The 14,479-nt window shown below is 65.3% G+C and carries 15 protein-coding genes; 9 read left to right on the top strand and 6 right to left on the bottom strand.

Annotated elements, in window-relative coordinates:
* Window positions 1–50: 50 nt before the first annotated feature.
* Entirely contained in the window at window positions 51–335 is a 285-nt protein-coding gene (locus FJ974_RS07365) for a hypothetical protein (protein WP_140533764.1), read from the top strand.
* A 228-nt stretch (window positions 336–563) separates the two neighbouring features.
* On the opposite strand, the gene FJ974_RS07370 is transcribed toward FJ974_RS07365, so the two are convergent.
* The 3 genes from FJ974_RS07370 to FJ974_RS07380 form a co-directional block, all read right to left on the bottom strand.
* On the bottom strand, window positions 564–1,013 hold the full coding sequence (locus tag FJ974_RS07370) for a hypothetical protein (protein ID WP_226891606.1): 450 nt from the start codon (window positions 1,011–1,013) through the stop codon (window positions 564–566).
* A 177-nt stretch (window positions 1,014–1,190) separates the two neighbouring features.
* Complete coding sequence (locus tag FJ974_RS07375) at window positions 1,191–1,337, bottom strand: hypothetical protein (protein WP_181177147.1); 147 nt, start codon at window positions 1,335–1,337, stop codon at window positions 1,191–1,193.
* 118 nt (window positions 1,338–1,455) lie between these two features.
* A complete protein-coding gene (locus FJ974_RS07380) occupies window positions 1,456–1,728 on the bottom strand; it encodes a DUF4242 domain-containing protein (RefSeq protein WP_140533762.1) in 273 nt (90 codons plus the stop codon).
* 244 nt (window positions 1,729–1,972) lie between these two features.
* On the opposite strand from FJ974_RS07380, the gene FJ974_RS07385 reads away from it, so the two are divergent.
* Window positions 1,973–4,558, top strand: coding sequence for a helix-turn-helix transcriptional regulator (locus FJ974_RS07385; RefSeq protein ID WP_140533761.1), 2,586 nt, complete (start codon window positions 1,973–1,975; stop codon window positions 4,556–4,558).
* A 181-nt stretch (window positions 4,559–4,739) separates the two neighbouring features.
* Here the strand turns inward: FJ974_RS07385 and secA are convergent, their stop codons facing one another.
* Complete coding sequence (gene secA, locus FJ974_RS07390) at window positions 4,740–7,472, bottom strand: preprotein translocase subunit SecA (protein ID WP_140533760.1); 2,733 nt, start codon at window positions 7,470–7,472, stop codon at window positions 4,740–4,742.
* A gap of 264 nt (window positions 7,473–7,736) precedes the next feature.
* Between secA and FJ974_RS07395 the strand changes: the two genes are divergently transcribed.
* Window positions 7,737–8,654: a peptidylprolyl isomerase gene (locus FJ974_RS07395; RefSeq protein ID WP_140533759.1), complete on the top strand. Its 918-nt coding sequence runs from the start codon at window positions 7,737–7,739 to the stop codon at window positions 8,652–8,654.
* Window positions 8,655–8,709: 55 nt separating this feature from the next.
* Here FJ974_RS07395 and FJ974_RS07400 read toward each other — a convergent pair whose 3' ends face one another.
* Window positions 8,710–9,306: a TetR/AcrR family transcriptional regulator gene (locus FJ974_RS07400; protein ID WP_140533758.1), complete on the bottom strand. Its 597-nt coding sequence runs from the start codon at window positions 9,304–9,306 to the stop codon at window positions 8,710–8,712.
* A gap of 187 nt (window positions 9,307–9,493) precedes the next feature.
* Here FJ974_RS07400 and argJ point away from each other — a divergent pair, with 187 nt between their 5' ends.
* The 5 genes from argJ (at window position 9,494) to FJ974_RS07425 (ending at window position 12,679) form a co-directional block, all read left to right on the top strand.
* Complete coding sequence (gene argJ / locus FJ974_RS07405) at window positions 9,494–10,735, top strand: bifunctional glutamate N-acetyltransferase/amino-acid acetyltransferase ArgJ (RefSeq protein WP_140533757.1); 1,242 nt, start codon at window positions 9,494–9,496, stop codon at window positions 10,733–10,735.
* Window positions 10,735–11,514 carry a GNAT family N-acetyltransferase gene (locus FJ974_RS07410; protein WP_181177146.1) on the top strand — a complete coding sequence of 260 codons (780 nt, stop codon included), beginning with the start codon at window positions 10,735–10,737 and terminating at the stop codon, window positions 11,512–11,514. Before argJ ends, FJ974_RS07410 begins: the two co-directional genes overlap by 1 nt.
* Window positions 11,511–11,933 carry a (deoxy)nucleoside triphosphate pyrophosphohydrolase gene (locus tag FJ974_RS07415; RefSeq protein ID WP_095767513.1) on the top strand — a complete coding sequence of 141 codons (423 nt, stop codon included), beginning with the start codon at window positions 11,511–11,513 and terminating at the stop codon, window positions 11,931–11,933. Before FJ974_RS07410 ends, FJ974_RS07415 begins: the two co-directional genes overlap by 4 nt.
* A 111-nt stretch (window positions 11,934–12,044) precedes the next feature.
* Window positions 12,045–12,356 (top strand): hypothetical protein, encoded by a 312-nt coding sequence (locus FJ974_RS07420; RefSeq protein ID WP_140533756.1) that lies wholly within the window; start codon window positions 12,045–12,047, stop codon window positions 12,354–12,356.
* A gap of 137 nt (window positions 12,357–12,493) precedes the next feature.
* Window positions 12,494–12,679, top strand: a complete 186-nt coding sequence (locus FJ974_RS07425; protein WP_140533755.1) for a Flp family type IVb pilin — start codon at window positions 12,494–12,496, stop codon at window positions 12,677–12,679.
* A gap of 21 nt (window positions 12,680–12,700) precedes the next feature.
* Here FJ974_RS07425 and FJ974_RS07430 read toward each other — a convergent pair whose 3' ends face one another.
* Complete coding sequence (locus FJ974_RS07430) at window positions 12,701–13,573, bottom strand: methyltransferase domain-containing protein (RefSeq protein ID WP_140533754.1); 873 nt, start codon at window positions 13,571–13,573, stop codon at window positions 12,701–12,703.
* Window positions 13,574–13,636: 63 nt separating this feature from the next.
* On the opposite strand from FJ974_RS07430, the gene FJ974_RS07435 reads away from it, so the two are divergent.
* Complete coding sequence (locus FJ974_RS07435; RefSeq protein WP_140533753.1) at window positions 13,637–14,437, top strand: ComF family protein; 801 nt, start codon at window positions 13,637–13,639, stop codon at window positions 14,435–14,437.
* The last annotated feature ends 42 nt before the right edge of the window (window positions 14,438–14,479 follow it).

Raw genomic sequence — 14,479 nt, forward strand, 5'->3', positions numbered from 1 at the left:
AACGGGATGAGGCATAATCGTGCCAGAACCGAACGCTGATATCCTTGGGCATGGCAAGAAATCAACTCGATCTTTTTGGCGCTGAAGAACAGCCCGAGCTGTTCGACGGGGATGCGCCGACCGTTTATTACCACGGCGATCCGGACCGGGTTCGCGCGCGATTGCACAGGCTTATCGCAGAGGCGCGCAACGCAGAAACACTGCCATGGGATCAGGACAGCACCCGGCTTTACCGCAAGATCGTGCCACAGATGGTGCTTTGGTTGCCGGAAGAAGAGGCCGCTCAGCTAAAGTTCGAATTCGAAGCTGAAATGGAGCGTCTGAAGGCGGCGTAGGCAGCGGGCGCGTTCCTCTGGCTTGTGGAAGATTTGGCTGACTTCGAACGCCAGTGCTGCCCCTCATCCGGCCCTTCGGGCCACCTTCTCTCCGTGAACGGGGAGAAGGAATAAAGGCGAGCGCGCCGGGGAATGCCCGCGGGCATGGGGAGCCGGCCGGCGGCGCTCGCCCCTTCCCCGCCAAGGGGGAAGGCTGGACACCGGGCGCCCGATGTCCGATGTTCCACATTACATCCCCTTCATCGCGTCGCAGGAGACGGTCGGGTTCATGTCGGCGAAGGCGCCGGTGGGGTTCTGCTTCCAGGCCCAGACATGCAGCTCATAAAACGGGCCGAGGCCGTAGCGGTTGGGGGCGCTGTTGAAGTTGAACAGCTGGCCTTCGAGCGAGGCCGGCCCTTTCGCGGTGATGTATTCGACGGCGACCAGCTTCAGCTTGCCGTCGGCCATCGGCTCGTACATCACCGCCTCCGGTTTGGCGACGTCGACGGCGTCGTCCTTGGGGTAGTTGGCATTGACGTAGTGGATGCCCATGGCGCCGCCGGTGATGCCGCTGGCGCAAGGGATCGGCGCATAGCCTTCGGCGGTCGCCATGGCGACGTTCTCGAAGCGGCTGTTGGCCATGCGTACCTTTTCGGCAAGCGGGTTGACCGTCTCGGTCCGGGCGACGCCGCCCGCCATGAGGGCGAAGACAGCTGCGCCGATGACGCATCCGGCAAGTCTATGACTGTTCATTGTTCTCTCCAATTTCGTTGAGGGCGCGCAAGCACAGGCCGGACTTTCAAGGTCAGGCCTGCGATCCTTGGCGTAGCTTTCATTCGAAGGGCGAAACCGTCCGGTCCCGCCAGTGTCGGTGGATCAGTAATGCCACCAGTATTCCCAATATTCGCGCGGCAATTCCCGCTCCTGGAGGCCGATGTCGCGCCTCAGATAGTGGTCCTGCGGCGGCAGCCGGCGGCGCCTGTTCCGCAGAGGCGACAGCAGTTCCGACACAACCCGCCGCATGAAGCCGTGCCGCGGGGCATCCGCCGCGGCGGATACTCTCTCTGTGTCCGGCACGACATCAGGTCCGCCATCGACAAGGACGATCTTGTGTTCATCGTTTTGCCGTTCGTCTGCCGGATCAGCGATAAAAGTAGGGGTCCAGGACCCGCACCTCCGTGATCTTGTCCACGGGAAGGGAATTTTTCTGGGCGGTGCTGCGGATCGCCTCGGGCGAGGGCGCGTCGTAGATGCAGAAGCTCTTGCTCTTGTCGGGCGACACATAGGACTGCACCCAGGTCACGCCCTTTTCGGCATTGCGGGCGATAACCCCGCCCATGGCTGTTGCGCCGGCGTCGTTCATCGGCACGTTGAGGCCGTCGGGAAAGGTGCGTTCAATCAGATAGCGAGGCACGATTTTTTTCCTTTCGTGATTGATTGACGCTCGGTCTGAGCGCGGCGGGACTAAAACCACGTTCGAAAAAACTGCGCATCGGAACCATTCCCCATATTTGGCGGGACGATTCCCTATGTTGGCGACGTTGACCTGTGGAGGGAGGCACGCTGCAATGTGGGAAATGTCACATTGCAGCGTTCTCGTCCCGGACTATCGTGGCGGCATCCCGCCATGGTAAAATTCCAACTTCGCGAGAGTGACGATGCTTCTGGAACGGCAGGCGCAGCTGCAGCAACTGGACGCCTTGCTGGCGGATGCAACACAAGGCCGCGGTCGTGTTGCGGCGCTGGCGGGCGAGGCCGGCGCCGGCAAGACGGCGCTGGTCGAGGCTTTCACAGATGGCGTGGGACAAGGGGTAACCTTGCTGCGCAGCGCCTGCGAGGATCTGTCGATCCCCGATCCGCTGGGAGCCCTCTACGACCTCGCCCGCGAGGCGCAATGGGAGCTGCCGCGCGCCATCGATGCCCGGCAAGGGCAGAGGCTGCCGCTGTTTTCCGACGCGCTCGACGTCTTCGAGGCCAAGGGTCCGTGCCTTTTGATCATCGAGGATCTGCACTGGGCGGACGATGCGACGCTCGATTTCGTTCGCTTCCTCGGCCGGCGCATCGCAAACACTCACATCCTGCTTGTGATCACGGCGCGCACCGACCGCAGCGAGGGACAGATGCGGGTGCGCCGGGCGTTCGGCGAGATCCCAGCCGGCAATGTTGTGCGTATCGAGGTGCCGCTGCTCAGCGAGAAGGCTGTGCTGTCGCTTGCCGAGGCGGCGAACCGCGACGGCGGCGCCATCTACCGGGCAACCGCCGGCAACGCATTCTTCGTCACCGAATTGCTGGCCGCCGGGAATGACACCGCGCTGCCGGCCAGCGTGCGCGATGCGGTGCTGGCGCGGGCCGAGCGGCTGTCGCCGGGCGCCCGCTCGATGCTCGACGCGGTCTCGGTGTTTCCGCGCCGCGCCGATGCCTGGGCGCTCAGCGGCCTGTGCGGAATTGCCAGCGCCGGCCAGCTCGCCGAATGCGTCTCGCACGGGCTGCTCGAGGACCTCGGCGACGGTTATTCCTTCCGGCACGAGATCGCGCGCAGTGCCGTCGAAATGGCGCTGACGCCCAGCCGCCGGCGCGAGTTCAACCAGCGCGCGCTTTGCGCTTTGCAGGAAAACCGGGGCGTCGCCACCGCAAGGCTGGTGCACCACGCGGTGGAAGCGCAGAACCTGGAAGCGGTGCGCGAGCTTGCGCCGCTCGCCGCGCGCGAGGCCTCGCATGTCGGCGCGCACCGCGATGCGGCCGGCTATTATGAGGTCGCGCTGCGCCACGCCGACGACCTGCCGATCGAAGACCGGGCGGCCTTGCATGAGGGCCATGCCTTCGAATGCCATCTGATCGGCCGCATCGATGCCGCGATCGAGGCGCAGGGCGAGGCGCGCCGGCTGCGGCAGGCGCTGGGCGACAGGCTGAAGGAGGGCGACGGCCTCAGATGCCTGTCGCGCTATGCCTATCTGCTCGGCGACCGCGAGGCGGCGGACCGCTTCGGCGCTCAGGCCGTGGAGCTCCTGGAAACGGCGCCCGAGAGTCCGGAGCTCGCCATGGCCTATTCGAACCTTTCGCAACTGGCGATGCTGGCCGAGCGGCTCGACGAAACGCTTTCGCTCGGCGGCAAGGCGGTCGAACTGGCGGAACGGCTGAACCGGTCGGACATCCTGTGCCATGCGTTGAACAATGTCGGCGCCGCGGAGCAATGGCTGGACCTGGCCAAGGGCCGGCGCGAGCTTGCCCGCAGCCTTGGAATAGCGCTTTCGGAGAATTTCCAGGAGCATGCGGCGCGCGCCTTCACCAATTGCGCCTGTGTCGAGATGAACAGGCTGAGCTTTGCCGAGGCGCAGGCTTTTCTCGATCGCGGCATCAGCTATTGCGTCGAGAACGATCTTGCGACCTGGCGCGACTACATGCGCGGCGTCGAGGCGCAGCTGCTGCTGCGGCGCGGCTTGTGGAACGACGCGGCAGCCGTCGCGCATGACGTCGTCGACAACGAGGCGACGACGGCGCTTGTACGCTACCCCTCGCTGGTGGCGCTGGCGAAGCTGCGCATCCGGCGTGGCGATCCGTCGGCCGAGCCGGTGCTGGATGAGATGAAGCGCTTCCTCGACAAGGGCATGGAGCTGCAGCGGCTGATACCCTATGCGGCGGTGACGGCGGAGCTGGCATGGCTCGGCCGAGGCGACGCAAAAGAGGCCTTGCGCCTGATCGATCTTGCCGAGGGACTGTCGCCGACGCGGACGGTGTTCGGCGAATTGGCGACCTGGCGGCAGCTGCTGTCACCCGACAGCGACCCCGGCGACACCACCGGCATGGCGGAGCCGCACCGGCTGTCGCTGACCGGCGACTGGCGGGGTGCCGCCGCGCTATGGGACGAGATGGGCGCTCCCTTCGAGCGCGCGCTCGCCCTGCTGCAGGGCGACGAGCCGGCGCTGCGCGAGGCGCTCGATATCTTCGAAGGGCTTGGCGCGCGTCCTGTGGCGCAGCACGTTCGCAACCTGATGCGGCAGAGCGGCGTCGTTTGCATAGCGAGGGGCCCGCGACAGGCGACGCGCGCCAACGTCGCCGGCCTGACGCAGCGCCAGATGGAGGTGCTGCAGCTGATCGAGCGCGGCTTTTCCAACAAGAAGATCGCCGCGCATCTGACCATCTCGCCGAAGACGGTCGATCACCATGTGTCGGCGGTGCTGGACAAACTGGAGGCCGTCTCGCGCGGCGAGGCGACAGCCGCCGCGCGTGCGTCGGGGCTGCTGTGAGGCTGGCTTCTTCGGTCTGAAGACAATCGCGACGGCCGGCGCTGCCCCTCATCCGGCCCTGCGGGCCACCCGGCCCTTCGCTATCGCTCCGGGCGTTCGTCGTTCGAAAAGCCAAGCAATTGGCTTTCGTCCGCTGCGCGGACCACGTCTCACCCCCGTGAACGGGGAGAAGGAAGAGCTGTCAGGCGAAGGCGCCGTGGCAGTGCTTGTATTTCTTGCCCGAGCCGCAGGGGCAGGCCTCGTTGCGGCCGACCTTGCCCCAGGTCGCCGGGTTGTTCGGATCGCGTTTTTCGGGCGCGACGATGGCGCTGGATTCCTGGCGCACCAGAAGCGCGGTCTCGCCGCCCTGGAAGTCGTCCTCGCCGGTGGTGCCATCCATGTGGCTGCCGAACATGTCGGGCGCCTCGGGCGGCGGCGCTTCCGCTGCCTGGCGAACCAGCTCGACGCGCATCAGCTGCGCGGTGACGGCCTGGCGCAGATTGCCGAGCATGGCCTGGAACAGCTCGAAGGCCTCGCTCTTGTACTCCTGCAGCGGATCGCGCTGGGCGTAGCCGCGGAAGCCGACGACCGAGCGCAGATGGTCGAGGTTGACGATGTGCTCGCGCCACAGATGGTCGAGCGTCTGCAGCACCACCGAACGCTCGACATAGGTCATCACGTCGGGGCCAAAGCGGTCGGCGCGCTCCTTGGCGGCGGCCTCCGCGGCGGCCGAGATGCGCTCGCGGATATCGTCCTCGGCGATGCCCTCTTCCTTGACCCAGTCCTCGACCGGCAGATCGAGGTTCAGATACTGCGCCACTTCCTCCTTGAGGCCGGTGACGTTCCACTGTTCGGCATAGGCGTTTTCGGGGATGTTCTTGGCGACGATCTCCTCGACGACGCCTTCGCGCATCTCGGCGATCGTCTCGGAAAGCCCTTCGCCGTCCATCAGCTCGAGGCGCTGCTCGAACACCACCTTGCGCTGGTCGTTGGACACGTCGTCATATTTCAACAGGTTCTTGCGGATGTCGAAGTTGCGCGCCTCGACCTTCTTCTGCGCCTTTTCCAGCGCCTTGTTGATCCAGGGATGGATGATCGCCTCGTCTTCCTTGAGGCCGAGCTTCTGCAGCATGCCGTCCATGCGCTCGGAACCGAAGATGCGCATCAGGTCGTCCTGCAGCGACAGGAAGAATTTCGAGCGGCCGGGATCGCCTTGTCTTCCTGAACGACCTCTAAGCTGGTTGTCGATGCGGCGCGATTCGTGGCGCTCGGTGGCGAGCACGTAGAGACCGCCGGCGGCGAGCGCCTTTTCCTTCAGACGGGCGACATCGTCGCGGATTTCCTTTTCCTTCGCCTCGCGCTCGGGGCCGGCGGGCATGTCGGCCAGCTCCTCGGCGATGCGCATGTCGGCATTGCCGCCGAGCTGGATGTCGGTGCCGCGGCCGGCCATGTTGGTGGCGATGGTGATGGCGCCCGGCTTGCCGGCCTGCGCGACGATGGACGCCTCGCGCTCGTGGTGACGGGCGTTCAGCACTTCGAAATTCTTGAGCCCGTCCTTGCGCAGCCGCTCTGCCAATTGCTCGGATTTTTCAATAGAGGTCGTGCCGACCAGGATCGGCTGGCCCTTGTCGCGGGCTTCCTTGATCTCCTTGACGATCGCCTTGTATTTCTCGTCGACCGTCCGGTAGACCTCGTCGTCCTCGTCCTTGCGCACGACCGGCAAATTGGTCGGGATCTCGGTGACGTCGAGATTGTAGATGTTGGCGAATTCCTCGGCCTCGGTCAGCGCCGTGCCGGTCATGCCGGCGAGCTTCTTGTAGAGGCGGAAATAGTTCTGGAAGGTGACGGAGGCCAGCGTCTGGTTCTCCGGCTGGATCTGCACATGCTCCTTGGCCTCGAGCGCCTGGTGCAGGCCTTCCGAATAGCGGCGGCCGGGCATCATGCGGCCGGTGAACTCGTCGATGATGACGATCTCGCCGTTGCGCACGATGTAATCCCTGTCCTTCTGGAACAGCAGGTGCGCCTTAAGCGCATTGTTGACGTGGTGGACGATGGCGACGTTCTCGACGTCGTACAGCGACTCGCCCTTCAGCAGGCCGGCCGCGGTCAGCATGTTTTCGAGCTTCTCGGTGCCTTCCTCGGTGAAGATCGTGGTCTTCTGCTTCTCGTCCACCTCATAGTCGGCCGGGCCGAGCTTCAGCATGAAGGCGTCGATGGTGTTGTACATCTCCGAGCGGTCCTCGAGCGGACCGGAGATGATCAGCGGCGTGCGCGCTTCGTCGACCAGGATGGAGTCGACCTCGTCGACGATGGCGTAGCTGTGGCCGCGCTGCACCATCTGGGCGCGCTCGTATTTCATGTTGTCGCGCAGATAGTCGAAGCCGAGCTCGTTGTTGGTGGCGTAGGTGACGTCGGCGGCGTAGGCGACGCGGCGCTCCTCGTCGGAGAGGCCGTGGACGATGACGCCGACGGTCAGGCCGAGGAATTTGTAGACGCGGCCCATCCATTCGGAGTCGCGCGTGGCCAGATAATCGTTGACGGTGACGACGTGGACGCCCTTGCCGGCGAGCGCATTGAGATAGACCGGCAAGGTGGCGACCAGCGTCTTGCCTTCGCCGGTGCGCATCTCGGCGATACCGCCATTGTGCAGCACCATGCCGCCGATCAGCTGGACGTCAAAAGGACGCATGCCGAGAACGCGGCGCGCCGCCTCGCGCACGGTGGCAAAGGCCGGCACCAAAAGATCGTCCAGGGAGGCGCCGTTGGCGAAGTCCTGGCGGAACTTTTCCGTGCGGCCGGCAAGCTCGGCGTCGGAGAGTGCCCGCATCTCGTTTTCCATGGCATTGATGGCTTCGACGCGGGGCCGGGTCGATTTGACCCGGCGGTCGTTGGAGGAGCCGAAAACCTTACGGGCGAGACCGCCGAGACTGACCATCCAATGGTCCTTTCGATAGCATTTTTCGTCGTTGCGACAGGCGCCGGGCGGCCCCATCAAATCCGCGTGAAGGCGGACAAACGCAAAAAGCGCCCGGAAAACGGTTCTGGACGCAAAGTCGTTGGACAGATAAGAGGGGGCTCAATCGATGTCAACGCCGCGTTAGCCCTATAGGGCAGCGCCAAATTCCGCCACAATCCGACTGATCTGGAACCTTCCCGCGCAAGCGAACCTTATTGGCAATCCCCATTGGAGTTAATCTTGATGTCCCTGTTGTTCCGCCGTGCGTCGCTCGCCAGCCTTGGCCTGGCCTTCGGGCTCTCGGCTTTTTGCCTGTCGCCGCTGATGGCGCAGGAGACCGCCCCGGCCCAGCCGGACGCCGCCGCGCCTGCCGCAACGCCGGTCGATCCGAATGCCGTGGTTGCAACCGTCAACGGCAAGACGCTCACCGAAGCCGACCTTACGCTTGCCGAGGGTGAGCTGTCGCAGCAGTTCGCGCAGCTGCCGCCCGAACAGCGCCGCGCCGCGGCACTTTCGGCCGCCATCGAGATCCGCGTTATGGCCGGCCAGGCGGTCGCCACCGGCCTCGACAAGGATCCGGATTTCCAGCGCCGCATGGCGTTCCTGCAGCAGCGCGCCCTGCACGGCGAAATGGTCGAGAAGGGCGTCGTCGACAAGGTTACCGACGCCGAGGTCCGCGCCCGTTACGACCAGGAAATCGCAAACACGCCGCCGGTCAACGAGATTCACGCCCGTCACATCCTCGTGAAGACGAAGGAAGAGGCAGACGCGATTATCAAGCAGCTTGACGGCGGCGCCGATTTCCAGAAGCTCGCCAACGAGCACACCAGCGATCCGAGCGGCAAGAGCAATGGCGGCGACCTCGGCTGGTTCGGACCCGGCCAGATGGTGCCGGAGTTCGATAAGGCGGCGTTCGCGCTCGAGGTCGGCAAATACTCCAAGGAGCCGGTACAGTCGCAGTTCGGCTGGCATGTCATCAAGGTTGAGGACAAGCGCGCCAAGCAGCCGCCGGCCTTCGACGACGTCAAGGACCAGGCCAGGCAGGCAGTGATCCGCGACAAGTATTTCGCTATGGTCAAGCAGCTGCGCGGAGCCGCCAAGGTCGACATCCCGGACGCGAAGCTGAAGAGCGCCGTCGACACGCTGGAGAGCGCCAAGTAAATTTCGCGACGTCGCAGGAAGATTGCAAAGGGCGCCTTCGGGCGCCCTTTTTGCATTATGAGGCCTGGGCTATTCCTCGCACCACGTAGCGGACGACGGTCCGGATCGTCGCCTCGTCATCGTCCAGGTGGTTGGTCAAAAGATGCCTCCAGGCGTAGGAGGCAACCAAATCGGCGACAATTTCGGCATCGACATCGGCCGCCACCTCGCCGCGCGCCTTGGCGCGTTCGATCATCCGGCCGGTGTGGGCGCGCCGCCCCTTCGCGTAGTCGCCAAGCGCCATTGCTGCCGCCGCGTCGGATTGCGCTTCGGCAATCAGCGAGCGGAAGACATTGCCCGAAGGGGTATCGCGCCAATGCGCGAACAGGTTTCTGAGGAAGCCGACAAGATCCTCCTCGAGGTTTCCGGTATCGGGCGTCTCGACGCGCTTTTGCCGTTGATAGACCTCGACCAGCAGCGCAGCCTTGCTCGGCCACCAGCGATAGATGGTCGGCTTGCCTGCCCTTGCACGCCGGGCAACGGCCTCGATCGAGAAACCGGCATAGCCTGCCTCGCGCAGCACCGCCTCGGCGGCATCGAGAATGGCGTCGGCGCTCTCGGGATTGCGCCTGGCGCCGATCGATTTGCGTCCGCGGCCGGCGGCTTCGCTCATCACGTCGTCCTTAGCCGGTGAATCTATCGCCGATCATATTGGTTTCCGGGACGAAACGAAACGGTCCGTTCCGGGTTGCAAATCGCTCGGCCGAGCCGACGAAGCGCTGCCGGAACGCCCCTTGCGCCGGGACGCGCTATCGGGCAAACCGGCCTTCCTTTCGCGTTCTTGCCGCTCCGGGGTCCCGATGTCCGATACGATTTCGCCGCTCGCACCGAAGAAATATCCCAAGATGCCTGTCATCGACGGCGTGCGCATCGCCACCGCCGAGGCCGGCATAAAATACCGGAATCGCACCGACCTGCTGGCCATGGTCTTCGATCCGGGCACCACCGTCGCCGGCGTCTTCACCCGCTCGAAATGTCCGTCGGCGCCGGTCGATTTCTGCCGGCAGAATCTTCCTGCCGGCAAGGCGCGCGTGCTGGTGGTCAATTCCGGCAACGCCAACGCCTTCACCGGCAAGAAAGGCCGGGCCTCCACGGCGCTGACCGGCGAGGCGGCGGCAAAGGCTGCCGGATGCAGTGATAGCGAGGTGTTCCTCGCCTCGACCGGCGTCATCGGCGAACCGCTCGACACCAACAAATTCAGCCATCTGCTTAGCGGCCTGGTCAAGGACGGCAAGCCGGACCTGTGGATCGAGGCGGCCAAGGCCATCATGACCACGGACACCTATCCGAAGGTGGCGACCGCGACGGTAAAGCTCGGCGATGCCGACGTCACCATTAACGGCATCGCCAAGGGCGCCGGCATGATCGCACCCGACATGGCGACGATGCTTTCCTTCATCGCCACCGACGCGCCGATCGCGGCGCCGGTGCTGCAGGATCTTTTGTCGCGCGGCACGGCCAAGACCTTCAACGCGGTCACGGTCGACAGCGACACCTCGACCAGCGACACGCTGCTTTTCTTCGCCACCGGCAAGGCCGCGGCGCGCGGCGCGCCGGCGATCGACGATGCCAAGGATGCGCGGCTCGGCACGTTCCGCCGGGCGCTCGGCAAGGTGCTGAAGTCGCTGGCGCTGCAGGTGGTGCGCGACGGCGAGGGCGCCCGCAAGCAGGTCGAGGTCACCGTCACCGGCGCCAAATCGGCCCGCTCGGCCAAGCGCATCGCGCTGTCGATAGCCAATTCGCCGCTGGTCAAGACGGCGGTCGCCGGCGAGGACGCCAATTGGGGCCGCGTCGTCATGGCCGTCGGCAAGGCCGGCGAGCCCGCCGACCGCGACCTTCTGTCGATCTGGTTCGGCGACAACCGCCTGGCGCATGAGGGCGAGCGCGATCCGGCCTATTCCGAGGAAGCGACCTCGGCCTATATGAAGCGCGACGACATCCGCATCCGCGCCGATCTCGGCATCGGCCGCGGCAAGGCGACGGTGTGGACCTGCGACCTCACCAAGGAATATGTCGCCATCAACGGCGACTACCGGAGCTGATGGCACCGGTGTCCAGGCATCCGGCAAGCGTGCTGGCGATCGTGCGGCGCTTTGAGGCGGCGGGCTTTCGCGCCTGGCCGGCCGCCGCCGTCCATTACGACGGGACCTGGGTGGTGCGGCTCACCGCCGGCCATCCGGCCAAGCGGCTGAATTCGGTCAATCCGCTCGATCCAGGCGACATCCAGCACATTGCCGAGCGGATCGTGCGCGCCAGCCGCCGTTTCGACGCCTATGGCCGGCCGCTCACCTTTCGCATGTCGCCGCTGTCAGGGCAGGTGCTGTCGAGACATCTCGACGCGGCCGGCTGGAGCCGGTTCGACGAATCACTGGTGATGCGGCTGCCGCTGAAGGAGGCTGAGCTCGGCGCCGCCATGGACCAGATCCCACTGAAGGACATCAGCCGTTTCATCGGCGCATCGCTCAGAACAAGCGGCTCGGATGTCGCGCTGCGGCCCGGCCTGTCGGAGATCATCGGCGCCATCCAGCCCGAAGCCGGGCTGTTCGCGCTCGAGGACGGCAACGAGCCGCTGGCGACGCTGATCTGCGTCCATGACGGCGATCTTGCCGGACTGTTCGAAATCGCCACCGAGAAATCGGCGCGCAACAAGGGCCATGGCCGCAACCTCATCCTGTCGGCGCTGAAATGGGCGCGGCTGCGCGGCGCCCGTGAAGCCTGGCTGCAGGTCGAGGCCGGCAATTTGCCGGCGCTTTCGCTCTACCGGTCGCTCGGCTTCGAGGAGGTCTACCGCTACCACTACCGCCGGCCGGCGGACGCATGAGCGAGGTCAAGCCAGCCGGCAAGCGCCTGCTTCTGGTCGCGGCCTGCGCGCTGGTCGATACCGACAGGCGCGTGCTGTTGGCGCAACGTCCCGAGGGCAAGCAACTCGCCGGCCTGTGGGAGTTTCCAGGTGGCAAGGTCGAACCCGGCGAGACGCCGGAGGAGTGCCTGGTCCGCGAACTGCACGAGGAGCTCGGCATCGAGACCGAGATCCCGTGCCTGGCGCCGCTCACCTTCGCCAGCCACTCCTATGACGATTTCCACCTTTTGATGCCGCTTTATGTCTGCCGCCGGTTCCGCGGCATCGCGCAGCCCAGGGAAGGCCAGGGATTGAAATGGGTCAGGCCGCGCCAGATGCGCGACTATCCGATGCCGCCTGCCGACGCGCCGCTGATCCAGTTTCTCATCGATCTGCTGTAGGTGGGCCTGCTGTAGCTGGCCGTTTCAGCCAGCGTTAATGGAAGATTTATCTCGGCATGAAAAATTGAACAAAGCCGTCAACACGGTACGCCGATTCGTTTGGAGCCATTTATGAGCCTCGAGAGAGACTGGGATTCGGTCCGGCCCACTTTCAGCGCCACTGATGCCGGCATGAGTATCCTGCGGATCACGCTGCTCTTCGGTTCCGCCGCGGTGGCGCTGGCGCTCATCGCAACGCCCTTCCTCGACAGTCAGGCGCGGTCGCAGGGCGCCCGCGACGGTCTTGCCGGCGGGCTCGACATGTCAAATACCGGTTCGATCGGCCACCGCAACACATACACGCTCCGCCGCAGCGTGCTGCAGCCCCTGCCCAGTTCCATCTGTGTGATCCGCACCGACGGCAGCCGGCACGGCGACTGCTGATTTTAAGCGGCTGCTGATTTGGCGACTGCTGATAGGTTAATGATTTTCCTCAGACAGGCCGATTTCACCCCCTGTTAAGCTTTTGCTGTTAACCTTTCTTAACGGGTAGACGGTATGGTTCTCGGCAAGAGGGATCGATGACCATGATTAAGCTGCTGCAAAGGTTCATTCAGGACGAAACGGGCGCGACGGCCATCGAATACGGCCTGATCGTCGCCGTGCTGTCGCTTACCATCGTCGGCGGTGTCGGCAGGGCTGCCGGCGCCCTCCAGTGGCTGTTCAGCGACAACAACAGCAGGCTCGCCAACGCCTTCGCCCATTGATCAGCCGGGCCGCTACGGCGGTCAGCGCCCCTGCGGGTTCTCCAGAATCGTCTTCAGCGAGACCTTGGCCGAGCCGGGCTTCAGCGGTTTCTGCTGCGAGGCATCGGGCGCCCAGCCGGACATCCAGACAATCGAAAAACTCGCCCTGACGCGGCCATCCGGGTCCGAGAACCGTTCCGCGTAAATCTCGGCGGCGCGGGCGAACAACCGCCTGGGGCCCGGCCGCCGGCTGCGGTCGACCAGCGGGCTGGTTTCGCCCATGGCGCGCAGATCGGCGGCGAGGCCGAACAGCGAGTCGTAGCGCACGGTCACTGTCTCGACATCGGCGACCGGCAGCGCCAGGCCGGCACGTTGCAGCAGCGCGCCGGCGTCGCGCACGTCGGTGAATGGAAGCACGCGCGGGCTGGCGCCGCCATAAAGCTCGGTCTCGGCGGCAAGAAGGCTTTCGCGCAGTTCGGCGAGGGTGCCTGCGCCGGCAAATGCGCCGAGAAACAGGCCGTCCGGCTTCAGCGCGCGGCGGATTTGCGCCAGCACGCCTGGAATGTCGTTCATCGCCTGCAGCGACAGCAGCGAAACGGCGAGATCGAGGCTCTCGGCTTGGAACGGCACGGTCTCCGGCGGCGCCACGATGCCGGCTTCCCCGATCAGGAACACCTCGTCCGCCTCGACGCGAACGATGTCGGCCACCTTGCCGCTTTCGGCGAGCACCTGCGCCGCTGCCGGTGTCTGGCAAAACAGCGCCGCCGCCTTGCCGAACCGGCGCTCGACGGCGGCCAGCCGGTCCGCCAGATCCTCCGCCGCCCGCCGCATCAGGAAATCGGCGCCCTCGACGGGACGGCTCAACGCCCGGCGCTTGTGCGCTAGCCAGAGCTCCGTGTCGATCAAGGGTTGCAAGGGACAGGTTCCTGTTGTCGGCAGATGCCGAAGTGGTGCTATTGTGGCGCGGGGACCAATCACGTGGCCGATCCGCAGCAGAAGATCAAGACCGCCGCGGTCATGGACATGACCCGGCGGGCGCTGGGCTGGCCGGCGCGCCTGCTGTTTCCGCCGGTCTGTGCCGGTTGCCGCCGTCACGTCTCGCAGCCCGGCGTGCTGTGCGGCGCCTGCTGGCCGAAGCTCAGGCTGCTGGAGAAGCCATGGTGCCCGGTCATGGGCACGCCTTTCACCCACGACATGGGCGAGGGCTTCCTTTGCGCCGAGGCGATCGCCGATCCGCCGCCCTTTGAGCGGGCGCGGGCCGCGGTCGTCTATTCGGGCGTGGCGCGCCAGATGGTGCAGGGGTTGAAATTTCAGGACCGCACCGATTTGGCGCCGTGGATGGCGCGCTGGATGATGCGCGCCGGCGCCGAACTGATCGCCGAAGCCGATGTGGTGGTGCCGGTGCCATTGCACTGGCGGCGCTTCTTCCGGCGTCAGTTCAACCAGTCGGCGGAGCTGGCGCGGGCGGTTTCGAAGCTCAGCGGCCTGCCTTTCTCGCCGGCGGCGGTCAGGCGCATGAAGCTCACCCGCCAGCAGGTTGGATTGGAGCGGCACGAGCGCGAGGAGAATGTGCGCGCCGCCTTTCGCGTGCCGCCCGAAGCCGAGATCGCGATCGCCGGGCGCAGGGTGCTCGTCATCGACGATGTCTACACCACCGGCGCGACGGTGCGCTCGGTGGCCAAGGCGCTGAAAAGGGGCGGCGCCGGAGCAGTCGACGTGCTCACCTTCGCGCGTGTCCTGCCGGGGGACTTTCGGGCCGATGAGTCGGCGACTATATAGAGTTTGAAGTGTTGTTTTGATGCATGTCGTTTTCGCGCAACC

It is taken from the genome of Mesorhizobium sp. B1-1-8, from assembly GCF_006442795.2.
Taxonomy (GTDB): Bacteria; Pseudomonadota; Alphaproteobacteria; order Rhizobiales; family Rhizobiaceae; genus Mesorhizobium.

Excerpts from the sequence above, each read along its gene's own strand:
- secA (WP_140533760.1), bottom strand. The coding sequence starts at position 7,472 with ATGGTCAGTCTCGGCGGTCTCGCCCGTAAGGTTTTCGGCTCCTCCAAC.
- FJ974_RS07420 (WP_140533756.1), top strand. The coding sequence starts at position 12,045 with ATGAGCCTCGAGAGAGACTGGGATTCGGTCCGGCCCACTTTCAGCGCC.
- argJ (WP_140533757.1), top strand. The coding sequence starts at position 9,494 with ATGTCCGATACGATTTCGCCGCTCGCACCGAAGAAATATCCCAAGATG.
- FJ974_RS07370 (WP_226891606.1), bottom strand. The coding sequence starts at position 1,013 with ATGGCGGGCGGCGTCGCCCGGACCGAGACGGTCAACCCGCTTGCCGAA.
- FJ974_RS07415 (WP_095767513.1), top strand. The coding sequence starts at position 11,511 with ATGAGCGAGGTCAAGCCAGCCGGCAAGCGCCTGCTTCTGGTCGCGGCC.
- FJ974_RS07400 (WP_140533758.1), bottom strand. The coding sequence starts at position 9,306 with ATGAGCGAAGCCGCCGGCCGCGGACGCAAATCGATCGGCGCCAGGCGC.
- FJ974_RS07395 (WP_140533759.1), top strand. The coding sequence starts at position 7,737 with ATGTCCCTGTTGTTCCGCCGTGCGTCGCTCGCCAGCCTTGGCCTGGCC.
- FJ974_RS07425 (WP_140533755.1), top strand. The coding sequence starts at position 12,494 with ATGACCATGATTAAGCTGCTGCAAAGGTTCATTCAGGACGAAACGGGC.
- FJ974_RS07385 (WP_140533761.1), top strand. The coding sequence starts at position 1,973 with ATGCTTCTGGAACGGCAGGCGCAGCTGCAGCAACTGGACGCCTTGCTG.
- FJ974_RS07410 (WP_181177146.1), top strand. The coding sequence starts at position 10,735 with ATGGCACCGGTGTCCAGGCATCCGGCAAGCGTGCTGGCGATCGTGCGG.
- FJ974_RS07375 (WP_181177147.1), bottom strand. The coding sequence starts at position 1,337 with ATGCGGCGGGTTGTGTCGGAACTGCTGTCGCCTCTGCGGAACAGGCGC.
- FJ974_RS07365 (WP_140533764.1), top strand. The coding sequence starts at position 51 with ATGGCAAGAAATCAACTCGATCTTTTTGGCGCTGAAGAACAGCCCGAG.